The 12,669-nt window shown below is 45.4% G+C and carries 6 protein-coding genes; 4 read left to right on the top strand and 2 right to left on the bottom strand.

Annotated features, from left to right (window positions below):
• Nucleotides 1-207: 207 nt before the first annotated feature.
• Nucleotides 208-2,562, bottom strand: a complete 2,355-nt coding sequence (gene arcB / locus JV36_RS0116485) for an aerobic respiration two-component sensor histidine kinase ArcB (protein WP_032097375.1) — start codon at nucleotides 2,560-2,562, stop codon at nucleotides 208-210.
• 138 nt (nucleotides 2,563-2,700) lie between these two features.
• Complete coding sequence (locus JV36_RS0116490; protein WP_160173376.1) at nucleotides 2,701-3,723, bottom strand: N-acetylmuramoyl-L-alanine amidase; 1,023 nt, start codon at nucleotides 3,721-3,723, stop codon at nucleotides 2,701-2,703.
• A 613-nt stretch (nucleotides 3,724-4,336) separates the two neighbouring features.
• Here JV36_RS0116490 and gltB point away from each other — a divergent pair.
• The 4 genes from gltB (at nucleotide 4,337) to JV36_RS0116515 (ending at nucleotide 12,570) form a co-directional block, all read left to right on the top strand.
• Nucleotides 4,337-8,803, top strand: a complete 4,467-nt coding sequence (gltB, locus tag JV36_RS0116495) for a glutamate synthase large subunit (RefSeq protein ID WP_032097374.1) — start codon at nucleotides 4,337-4,339, stop codon at nucleotides 8,801-8,803.
• 13 nt (nucleotides 8,804-8,816) lie between these two features.
• Nucleotides 8,817-10,232 carry an FAD-dependent oxidoreductase gene (locus JV36_RS0116500; RefSeq protein WP_032097373.1) on the top strand — a complete coding sequence of 472 codons (1,416 nt, stop codon included), beginning with the start codon at nucleotides 8,817-8,819 and terminating at the stop codon, nucleotides 10,230-10,232.
• A 417-nt stretch (nucleotides 10,233-10,649) separates the two neighbouring features.
• On the top strand, nucleotides 10,650-11,144 hold the full coding sequence (locus JV36_RS19310; protein WP_052010331.1) for a hypothetical protein: 495 nt from the start codon (nucleotides 10,650-10,652) through the stop codon (nucleotides 11,142-11,144).
• Between the two features lie 28 nt (nucleotides 11,145-11,172).
• Nucleotides 11,173-12,570, top strand: coding sequence for an amidase (locus JV36_RS0116515; RefSeq protein WP_152561604.1), 1,398 nt, complete (start codon nucleotides 11,173-11,175; stop codon nucleotides 12,568-12,570).
• The last annotated feature ends 99 nt before the right edge of the window (nucleotides 12,571-12,669 follow it).

The raw sequence follows: 12,669 nt of genomic DNA on the forward strand, positions 1-12,669 counted from the left end.
AAAAATTTACGCAAGCTCACTGCATAGCGTTACTGCCAGAGCGGCCAAATGCCCCCAGTCAGTAATTCAAAAAGAATAAAAAGGGAGCATCAGCCCCCTCTTTATTTCTAGTAGTTACTATTAGTCAGCTACTGTAATCGAACCACTCAGTTAAGCTCACTCAGCTGAGCCCACACAGCTGATATGCTACATAGTCATAGCAATGCACTAGTCGTCAAACTGCTGTTCGTTGAGCCAGCTATTCAGCCCTTTCATATCGTGCTGCACTGCCATTTGTAGCTCTTCAACCCAGTCATGAACGTTCTCCCACCATGTAGGGTGATCGCCCTGCTGAATTTGGTTAGCAATACGCTGCACTCTCGCTAAACCAACCGAGCCCGCAGCGCCTTTTATTTTATGGGCTTGAGAACACACCTCAGACTTTTCATCAGCAGTTAAGCTCAGCTGCAGTATTTCCATGTATTCAGGCATTTTCTCTTGGAAAACTTTCACACTCGCCCGAACCATGTCATCCCCTATGGTATCTACTAACATCTCCAACAAGTCCATATCTAAAATGTTACTTAATGTTTTGTTGGGCTGCACTCGCTCTACCTGCCCCTCTATTTCTAGCGGCGCTGGCGGCGCATGGAATAGGTCATTAAATACTTCAATAACTCGAGATTTTTTGATTGGCTTGGCAATAACATCGTCCATGCCGTTCTCTAAATATTCATCACGCTTTTTAATGACGTTAGCGGTTAATGCAACAATGGGGGTTTGCATCACTAAATCTTCTTCTATAAGTGTGCTGGCCACATCGAACCCCGTCATATCCGGTAGCTGAATATCGAGTAAAATCAGGTCGTATTGCGTCTCTCTGGCTTTATCTAATGCTTCTTGCCCTGTCATTGCAACGTCAACACGCTGACCAAGTTTTTCAAGCAGCGCCTTGGCCACCATCACATTGAGCTCTATATCTTCCACAAGAAGAATATTTAACCCCGTCACTTCAAGCTCAGCCACTTTCATTGGGCTGTTTGAAATTTGTACCGGCAAGATGATTTCAAAGCGAGTACCTTTGCCTACGCTACTGGTCACGTTAATTTCACCGCTCATCAAATCGACCATCTGCTTACAAATTGCCAAGCCAATGCCGGTACCTGTGGCCGACTGGTGATCGGGGTGATCAACTTGATAATACATCGCAAAAATTTTGTTTATTTCGCTTTCTGGAATCCCTACTCCAGTGTCTTCTACAATAAAGGTGACAAAAGCTTTGTCATTCTCTGGCTTGGTAGCCGATACCGACAAGCTCACGTGACCTTTTTGAGTAAACTTCACCGCGTTGAAAAGAATGTTCCAGAGTATCTGGCGCAATCGCGTGCCGTCTATTTCAACTAAGCGGGGCAATGGGTCTTTAATTGCGGTTTTAAACTCAAGCTGTTTATCACCAGCCAATAAGCGAATAATACTGCTAAGTTCTTCCGTAAAATCTTTTAACGATATGGTTTTTAAGCTGAGTTCTAGTTTGTCTCTGCCTAACTTGTCTAAGTCGATAATATCGTTAAATATATTGCCTAATGTGATAGCGCTGGCGTAAATCGTACTCACCCAGCTAAACTGCTCTTCGGAAAGCTCTGTATCGCGAAGCATGCGGCTTAAACCCACGATGCCGTTTAGCGGCGTGCGCAGCTCATGACTAATTGTAGCGATGAAGCGGGTTTTGTCTGTGTTGGCTTTTGCCGCCGCATTTTCCGCTTGTTTACGCTCGGTCATGTCTCGTCCAAACGATAACAAGCCAAGTCGATTACCTTCTTTGTCGAAGAACGGAACTCGCTTCATTTCGAAGTAGCGACGTCGGCCATCGGCAAACTTAAGCCACAACTCTTCGGTAATGCTGGCGTTTGTCTCAAGTACTTCGTTATCACTGGCCACAATTTGTTGTGCCAACTCTTCTTCGTACACATCTTCTGGAGTTAACCCGAGTAGCTCTAACTCAGTCTTCCCAGTCATGAGCTCGGCAATGCGATTACATCCTGCAAACTGCCCTTCTTCATTGCGATAATAGATAAGATCTGGAGAAGCATCGATGATAGAGCGTAATAAGGTAGACAGCCTGCGTGCCTGAGATTCTTGTTCAGACTTATTTTTAATTTCTTGCTCTAAGTCTTTAAACAGCCCTTCGCGTTCTTCTTGAGCAATCTTGCGCTGTTCAATTTCATGATTCAGCTGTCGAATATTGCTTTGCAGCTCACGATTTAAAAACACATCTTCTTCGCGCAGGCTCTCAAGCTGGCTCACCACCTCTTTTAGGTTTGTGCGAGAGTTTTCGAGTTGCTTAATCAGTTCACTAAAAAAGTACAACACCCAAGGTGCCGACAGCATTGTTAAAATTACTGCGCTGATAAAGTCGTCTGGCTGCACCTGGCTGCCTAGGCTTACGCGTATGACATACGAGCCACCAAGGGTAAATACCAGTGAGAATACAACGAATAATATGCTTAATTTTAGTGTGCCAAATCGCTGCACAAATTGGGCAAAGCGGATAGCCCATGAATCGTTTGGAGAGTCTGAATGCATGTACGTCTAGTCTATAACCATTTTGCCCTATCCTATCAGTCTTTCTGGTGTTCTGGAATCCACTAGTAGACGCACACAAAAACGCGCCTCACTTTACTGTTCGAAATTCAAACATATAAACTACGGCTTCGTATATTTTCATCGCTTTTGTTTAACAAAAGTAAGGTACTCATTACTTACCCAGCCTTCTGCGGTGTAAGCAACGCGAGACCATGTATCGTTACGCTCTACTACTTTTACTACCTGTCCAGACGTTAGTTGACTACTCGCCTTCGTAAATTCGGTACCAGGCCCAAACCTCACATTTAAACGTTTCACGCTGACAATGGCAGATGTGTAAGGAAAGTCTTGTGGCGCTGTTATGGACTTTCTCGATACAGATAGCTGTCTCTCATTGGTGTATTGCAGAGAAGGAGGTAGCTCTCTGGACAGTTCATCTACGGTGACATCAGAGGGTTGAGCGTTAAAAGATTGTTGAGTGAGATAGCGGCGAAGTTGACGAAGCGGAAATGCAGGCCCAGGGTCGAACTTTCTTCCGGGTGAAATTTCTTCGTGTCCAAGTACGTAATTAATGTGATAGGTGTTACACAACAACCTACACAGATCAAAAGTACGTTGCAGCTGCACCTCGCTATATCGGTGCCAAAACAAAGAAGGATGTGCGTTTGGGTTTTCTTGCACAACACTGGTATTGTTTGCGCCAAAGCGGCTTTTGAAATTGGAGTGCGAATTTTCAACGAACACGTCGTCAGGGTGGTAACGCTTTCCAAACCAGCTAACAAATTCACCGTTTTCATCTTTATCTAATGGACCGGCATTATCTAATTCTATGCCTATGGCGTAGTTATTAAGTTGTTCTCGGTCAGCAAAACTACTCTGCCCCGCATGCCAAGCAATGACGTTAAATGGGAGTAATTGTGTCACTTCTCCATTTCGTCCTATTACAAGGTGGGCTGATACCTTACTGTCTGGGTTTAGCATATAGTCAACTGACGACGACGCACTACTGCCGCCAGTAAAATGAATAACCAAGGTATCGGGCAAATTGCGAGGGAACTCGCCAGAGGTGTTTGGAGAGGTGACATGTTTAATTTCACTTGCATGTAACCGATTGCTTTCAATGCGAACTGCGTTTAAAGGTGCTGAGTATGTATTTGTCATTACCGTAACCATGTGGTTTATTCTTTGAGCGGCAACTACGAACTCTACCTACTATCTTGATTACCAACCAAAGCGCTGTTCATTTTTCACTCAACCTTTACCTAACATAACAGTTTACTAATATGAGTGGAATAGTTTATTTACAAGTAAATAAAAATACCCAAAACCACCTCTTGACTCAATAAAACAACCATTTCAATGAATATTTATTCAATAAAGATAAACAAATGAGAAGTATTATCATCTTTAGCATGTTTGTTTTCCCCTTGAATATTTTTATAACATTATTGTTACAAATCTAAAATTATCTTTTCAAGCCATTGAATATAAATTACTTTTTAAACATTATACTAATTCATTAGGGATGAGGCTTTTTTTGCGTTTGATTTTAGTTTTCAATGTGGGTATTTTGTACGGCCCGCATCGCATCAATGCATAAAAATGCGGAACGGCTGGAATCCTCTAATAATAATTAACGACAAGAAAGACGCATGCGCTGAGCTAAATGGCCCAAGCGCGAAAAGATGTCTAATTATGTTTCGATACGCAAACCTAGGCGCATCTGCACGCAACGCATACCTTGCCCAGTCAATAAGGTTGAAGGAGTTAATAGATGAGTTTATACAATCCCAACGATTCCCGGGATAATTGTGGGTTTGGCTTAATAGCCCACACTCACGGGGAAGCCAGTCACGAATTGGTATCTACTGCAATTCACGGTTTAGACCGAATGCAACATCGAGGCGGTATCGCCGCCGATGGAAAAACCGGTGATGGCTGTGGTTTATTACTACAAAAGCCAGACGCCTTCTTTCATTTAATTGCCGACGAAAATGGCTGGAAGCTAGGTAAAAAGTACGGCGTAGGGATGATTTTTTTGAATCAGGACCCCGTGCTTGCACAAGCTGCCCGTGAAGTACTCAATGAAGAGTTAGAAAAAGAAACGCTTTCAGTTGTTGGATGGCGAGAAGTGCCTGTTGATAAATCAGTACTTGGCGAGCTTGCCCTTACTGGTGTTCCTCAGATAGAACAGGTATTTGTCAACGCCCCGGCAGGTTGGAGAAAGCGCGACCTTGAACGACGTCTTTATATGATTAGACGCCGTGCTGAAAAACGCCTAGAAGACGACCCAGATTTTTATGTGGCGTGTCTATCAGGTTTGGTCACTATTTATAAAGGCTTGGTAATGCCGAAAGACTTACCAACCTTCTACCTCGACCTTGCTGACGAACGCATGAAAAGCGCTATTTGCGTATTCCACCAGCGTTTCTCAACGAATACATTACCTCGCTGGCCACTTGCGCAGCCGTTTCGCTTTCTTGCTCATAATGGTGAAATTAACACGATTAAAGGCAACCGCGACTGGGCAATGGCAAGAGCGGCAAAATTCTCAACACCGCTTATTCCAGACCTGAAAGATGCAGCACCTTTCGTCAATACCGAAGGTTCTGACTCTTCTTCACTAGATAACATGCTTGAGCTGTTCCTAGCAGGTGGTATGGACTTATTCCGTGCCATGCGTTTACTGGTGCCGCCAGCCTATCAAAACAATAAAACAATGGACGATGACCTTCGTGCATTCTACGAATTTAACTCCATGCACATGGAGCCGTGGGATGGACCTGCGGGTATCGTTTTAACCAACGGTCGCCACGTAGCATGTAACCTTGATAGAAACGGCTTGCGTCCAGCACGCTACGTCATTACCAAAAATGGTTTTATTACTCTAGCCTCTGAAGTAGGCATTTGGGATTACCAAGAAGCCGACGTCATTGAAAAAGGACGTGTGGGTCCAGGCGAAATGCTTGCTGTAGATACGTATACAGGCAAAATCTGGCGTTCTACCGAAATTGATGACGAGCTAAAAGCGAGACACCCTTATAAAGAGTGGCTACAAAAGCACATCCGTCGCCTAACGCCTATTGAAGAGCTAGATGCATCGCTTATCGGCAAACGAGTGTTTGACGACGATGCCATGGCGGTTTATCACAAGCTTCACGCATACAGCTATGAAGAAATTCAGCAAGTCGTGAAAGTATTGGCAAAAGACGGTCAAGAAGCCGTTGGCTCTATGGGTGATGATACGCCGATGGCGGTTATGTCATCTCGTCAGCGCACTATTTATGATTACTTCCGTCAGCAATTTGCACAGGTGACAAACCCACCCATCGATCCATTGCGTGAGAATCACGTGATGTCGTTGGCAACCTGTATTGGTCGAGAGCAGAATGTATTTAGCGAAACGTCCGGTTACGCTGACCGCGTATTGTTCGACTCGCCTATATTGATGTACACAGATCTTAAACAGCTTCGCGAGTTCAAACCAGAATACTATTATTCTGAGGTGATAGAACTTCAGTACCTACCGCAAGAGGGCTTGAAAAAAGCCGTCGAGCGAGTGTGCAACGAAGTTGAAATGCTGGTTAAAAACAAGCGCGCAGCGTTTGTTATCTTGTCAGATCGCAACATTAAGAAAAATCGCTTAGTTATTCCTGCGGCAATGGCAGTAGGCGCAGTTCAAAAACGCTTGGTTGAAAAGTCGCTGCGTTGCGATGCAAACGTTGTGGTAGAAACAGCAAGTGCGCGTGACCCACATCACTTTGCCGTGCTTATCGGTTTAGGTGCAACGGCGGTTTATCCGTTCCTGGCTTACGAAACGATTGAACAGCTGTGCGAAAAAGGCGAACTCGATATTTCGCCCATGCAGGCAACATTGAACTACCGCAAAGGTATCAATAAAGGCTTGTACAAAATAATGTCTAAAATGGGCATTAGCACAGTAGCCAGTTACCGTAGCTCTAAGCTGTTTGAAGCCATTGGTATTAACAATGAAGTCATGCAGCTTTGCTTCAAGGGTGTTACCTCACGTATTCAGGGTGCAGGCTTTGATGATTTTCATCAAGACCACATCAATTTAAACCGTATTGCGTGGCTAAAACGCAAACCTGTTTCTCACGGTGGTTTACTGAAATATGTACACGATGGCGAGTACCACGCGTACAACCCAGACGTGGTTAGCACACTGCAAAAAGCGGTGGTATCGGGTGAATACACCGACTATCAAGAATACGCTAAGCTGGTAAACGAACGTGCGCCATCGCACATTCGCGACCTGCTTGCGCTAAACCCAGAATGCGATCCTATTGATATCAGCGATGTAGAAGGGCCGGAAAATCTTTTCCCTCGCTTCGATACTGCGGCCATGTCAATTGGGGCGTTAAGCCCTGAAGCCCACGAAGCCCTTGCTATTGCGATGAACCGCTTAGGCGGTCAGTCTAACTCGGGTGAAGGTGGTGAACATCCATCTCGCTTCGGTACTGAAAAGAACTCAAAAATTAAACAAGTTGCTTCTGGTCGCTTTGGTGTAACGCCGCATTACTTAGTTAATGCTAACGTTATACAGATAAAAGTTGCCCAGGGCGCGAAGCCTGGTGAAGGTGGTCAGTTACCGGGTGATAAGGTTAACAAGTACATTGCGCAGCTGCGCTTCTCTGTACCGGGTGTAACGCTTATTTCTCCACCACCTCATCACGACATTTACTCTATTGAAGATTTAGCCCAGCTTATTTTCGATTTAAAGCAGGTAAACCCAACAGCGCTAATTTCTGTGAAGCTGGTTTCTGAACCGGGTGTAGGTACTATCGCAACCGGTGTGGCAAAGGCTTATGCAGATCTTATTACCATTTCTGGTTACGACGGTGGAACAGGTGCAAGCCCGTTAACCTCGGTGAAATACGCTGGTAGCCCATTTGAGCTTGGTCTTTCTGAAACACAGCAGGCACTTATTGAAAACGGTTTACGCCATAAAGTGCGCGTACAAACTGACGGCGGTTTAAAAACCGGTTTAGACGTAGTCAAAGCGGGTATTTTAGGTGCTGAGAGCTTTGGTTTTGGTACTGGCCCAATGGTAGCGTTAGGCTGTAAATACCTTCGAATTTGCCACCTAAACAATTGCGCCACCGGTGTTGCAACCCAAGATCAGAAACTTCGTGACGATCACTTTATTGGTCTTCCTGACATGGTAATGAACTACTTTAAGTTTATTGCTCAAGAAGTGCGCGAGATCATGGCGTCTATTGGTGTCAGCAAGTTCGACGATTTAGTAGGCCGTACGGAGCTTCTTAAAGTACTTGATGGTATTACTGCGAAGCAAAACCGTCTTGATTTGTCGCCGCTATTGGCACAGCCTGTGGCTGGTGAACACACCCGTCTATTCTGCTCGCAAACGACGAATGCGCCAATGGATAAGGGCGAGCTTAACGCTAAGATGCTTACCGATGCACAAAGCGCTGTAGTGAATAGCAAATCAATCACGCTGAAGTACCCCATTCGCAACACAGACCGTTCTGTGGGTGCCCTGCTTTCTGGTGAAATTGCTAAGCACCACGGTAATCAAGACTTTGAAGATACACCTATCAAAGTTGAGCTTACCGGCACTGCTGGTCAAAGCTTTGGCGTGTGGAATGCAGGTGGCTTACACATGCACTTAGAAGGCGACGCTAACGATTACGTAGGTAAAGGCATGACCGGCGGTAAGCTAGTTATCCACCCTACGAAAAACATCGAATTTGATGCACACGAAAGCGCAATAATGGGGAATACCTGTTTGTATGGCGCAACGGGCGGTAAGTTATTTGCTGCTGGCCGTGCGGGTGAGCGCTTTGGCGTTCGTAACTCTGGCGCAATAGCCGTTGTTGAAGGTATTGGTGACAACGGTTGTGAATACATGACCGGTGGTATTGTTGCTGTGCTTGGCCCTGTGGGCGTTAACTTTGGCGCAGGTATGACAGGTGGCTTCGCTTACATAATGGACGATGGCGATGACCTTGATAATCGCGTGAATGCTGATTTAGTAGATATTATGCCAATTGGTGACAAAGCCATTCTTATTGAGCATTTACGTGGTCTTATTAATCAGCATTATGAAGAAACAGGCAGCGAGCACTCTTTGTCACTGCTTACGGACTTCAATGCAACGCTAGCACGCTTCAAACTTATTAAGCCTAAAACAAGTGATGTGAAAAACTTGCTTGGTCACATCAGTCGTTCAAGCGCTGAACTGCGCATTCAGGCTCAATAGGAGGATTTACTTAATGGCAAAGAACGTATATCAATTTGTCGATGTTGAACGTATCGATCCGCCTAAAAAGCCGATCATGGTGCGTAAGGAAGAGTTTGCGGAAATTTATCAGCCGCTAAGCCAGTCGCAAACCGAAGGTCAGGCAGATCGCTGCCTGGACTGCGGTAATCCATATTGCGAATGGAAGTGCCCCGTGCACAACTACATTCCTCAATGGTTGGATTTGGCTAACGAAGGCAGAATTATTGAAGCTGCTGAACTTTCACATAAAACCAATAGCTTGCCTGAAGTGTGCGGGCGAGTGTGTCCACAGGACAGACTCTGTGAAGGTGCATGTACGCTAAACGACGATTTTGGCGCTGTTACCATTGGTAGTATTGAGAAATACATTACCGACAAAGCCTTTGAAATGGGCTGGCGCCCAGACATGTCCGATGTTGAGTGGACAGATAAGAAAGTGGCCATTGTTGGAGCCGGACCCGCTGGCCTAGCCTGTGCTGACATTCTTATCAGAAACGGCGTTAAGCCGGTGGTGTACGACAAGTACGAAGAAATTGGCGGGCTACTGACCTTCGGTATTCCGTCATTCAAACTTGAAAAAGACGTGATTAAACTGCGTCGCCAGATCTTTTCAGATATGGGTATTGAGTTTGTACTAAACACTGAAATTGGTAAAGACGTGGAGTTTGACGAGCTGCTCAACAAGTACGATGCCGTATTTTTAGGTATGGGTACGTACAAGTCTATGCAGGGTGGTTTTGACAATGAACACGTACATGGTGTTCACGAGGCACTGCCGTTTTTGATTGCCAACACCAACCGCGTTATGGGGTTAGAAAAAGACCCTGCTGACTTTATCGATATGAAAGACAAACGCGTTGTAGTGCTAGGTGGTGGTGATACCACTATGGACTGCCTGCGTACGTCTATTCGTCAAGGCGCTAAGAGCGTAACCTGTGCCTATCGTCGTGATGAAGAAAGTATGCCTGGTTCACGTCGCGAAGTGGTTAACGCCAAAGAAGAAGGCGTTGAGTTTAGGTTTAACCTTCAGCCACTGGATATTGCCGTAGATGATAACGGCAATGCGGTAGGCGTTAAGCTGGTTAAAACTGAGATGGGTCCGCCAGATTCAAACGGTCGTCGTCGCCCTATTGAAGTAGAAGGCTCAGAACACGTTCTTGAAGCAGACGTGGTTATTATTGCCTTTGGTTTCCAGCCAAGTCCTGCGCCATGGTTTGGCGAGTACGGCATTATGCTTGATGAAAAAGGCCGAGTGCGTGCTCCGCGTGCAGGTAAATTTGCTTATCAAACGTCTAACCCGAAAATATTCGCCGGTGGTGATATGGTTCGAGGTAGTGACTTGGTTGTTACTGCCATCGATGAAGGCCGTAAAGCTGCTGAGGGCATGATGGACTTTATGGGTGTGTAATACACTTAAGTCAATAAAAGGCCTAAATGCATTGTGCATTTAGGCCTTTTTTGTTTTTACTGCGTCAGATATTGTGCTGATTTTTGCTTTCTTTTACTTTCTTTTACTTATGCCTGTTGAACTACGCTGCAGTTAATAACCCTACCTGCATACTCCCCCTATACCTTTTTCCATTTTCCTATACCTGAATACATGCAGGTTAAGTTGAACTTCCTCGTTATTCTTCTTACTATCTTTATAACTTGTTTTTGTAGTAATCTTTTCATTGAGGCTTGCACCTGCTTCTTTTGCATAAATAAGCTGCACAAATGGGTGGTATACGTAAGCCGGCATATACAAGCCTAGAGGTTATTGTTTTGCGAGTGCAGAACAACGGGTAAGCTCCCCTTTTTTAAAATAACGAGAATATGTAATACCATGAAAAACGAAAGCTCAGCACGCCCTATTCTTGCGCACGTCTCATATGCCAAGCGCCGCTTCATCGAGCTTTTTTCAACTACACCTTTATCAGCCCAGCCATTGGTAAACAAGAGCACTCTCGTTCAATACCCAATTATTAGAAACGCCATCCTTTGCGCAGTAGCCTTGTTAGGCAGCGCATCTGTGCATGCTGAAACCCTGGGTAAACCAAACACAACGCCATGCCCTAGCGAGTTTCACTCAGTAGTACTATCCTCAGACGCAACCCAATGTCAGCAATTTGAGAGCGAAACTCCCGCAGCTATGGTGTATCACACCGCGCTTACGCCTTCTCAGGTAGTGAGCTTTTATAAAGAGCGCCTCCCCAAGTTTAAAACGCATCCAGCAATCAATCAGCGCACGTTGATTACATCTAAAGAGCGAAATACAAAAATTGTAGTATCACCCGATAATGCAGGTGCTCAGGTAGATATTTTGGTGGCGGCTAAGTAACAAGCCAAATCAAAGAGAGAATTGTAAATTGCCAGATTTCACTCTCCACGACATGGCCGACGCCACAGCAATTCTCGAGCAGATGCGCACTGGAAAGCTCTCCAGTAAGCAGCTAGTACAAGCCAGCTTAGACAGACTCCACCTGGTAAACCCACATTTAAATGCCGCAACCCAGGTGTTCAATGAGCAAGCATTAGCGGCGGCCGAAAATCCAATTGCCGGGCCTTTATCAGGCCTACCAATCACCTTGAAGGAAACTTATGCACTGGCTGAAGAGCAAGTTACTGTTGGTAGTGTTCGGATGCCGGCTATCCAGTGCAAAGAAGACGCTCCAGTAGTAGAGCTACTCAAATCAGCAGGCGCTATTGTTATCGCGCGGAGCAATATTCCCGAATTTGTGATGACCGCAGAAACAAGTAATTTGCGCTTTGGCCGCAGCAACCATCCAAAAGATCAAACGCGTGTGCCGGGTGGGTCAACAGGAGGCGAAGGAGCACTGGTAGCTAGTGGTGTATCGCCGATAGGATTTGGAACAGATATTTTGGGCTCTATACGAATTCCGGCTGCGTTTTGTGGCTTAGTGGGTTTTAGGCCTCATTCGGCTGCCGTTAATAAAAGCTCTGTGTACCCCGAGTCGGGTCCGTATTTTGAAACATTCAATGGAATAGGCCCAATTACTAGAAGCGTTCGAGATGCCCGCCTAGCGTATTCGGTAATAGCCCATGAACCACCAGCGTTACCCGCAACTATTAGTGGACTAAAGCTCATCGCTCCAAAGAATTACCCCTTCGAAGCAAAAGAGGAATGCATAGATTCGGCCTATCGAGCTGCATTAGAGGGGTTGCAAACGGCGGGAATGGTAAAGCACGAACCTGTGCTTGATGATATCAAAACACTATTTATGAACGTGCCTAAATTGGTAACCGGAGAAATGATCTCTGTATGGAAAGACTGGCTTTCTGTTGAAGGAAAACCATTTTCAATTATCAATGAAACACTGCGTCAAATGACTGGAAGACCCACAGTACAACCTGGCTTTTTTCTTTGGCTATCGCTTATCAATGGTCTATATCGCCCTCGTAAGCAAAGTACTTTGACCGGCATCATTGAAACCTATGAACATGCGCGAAAGAACTATCGAACGTTTTTAGGGCGTGATGCATTGCTATGCTTACCCACAATAGGCATGCTCGCGCCAAAGCACGGTGCTATGAACCGTGCAACCCTAATGAAACCTGGACTCAATAAACAGATCACAGCCCACACACTCGTTAACATGCTCGACCTTTCTGGCATTACGGTGCCGGCTCGTGGTTTTAGCGATCCAAAAACTGGCTTAGTTCCAGGCATAATGCTCGCATCAGCCCCTGGCAATGAGGGAGCGTTATTAGATGCCGCAGCAGCGCTAGAACAAACCCTGCTATAAAAAGTCAGAACACTCTTTATTTACACCCCGTAACTCTTCATTACCCAAACAGAAATTCTTGGCATCTGCTTTGCAATATCTTCCTTACCAAAGGTCTAG

Source organism: Alteromonas sp. LOR (assembly GCF_000753865.1).
Classification (GTDB): Bacteria; Pseudomonadota; Gammaproteobacteria; order Enterobacterales; family Alteromonadaceae; genus Alteromonas.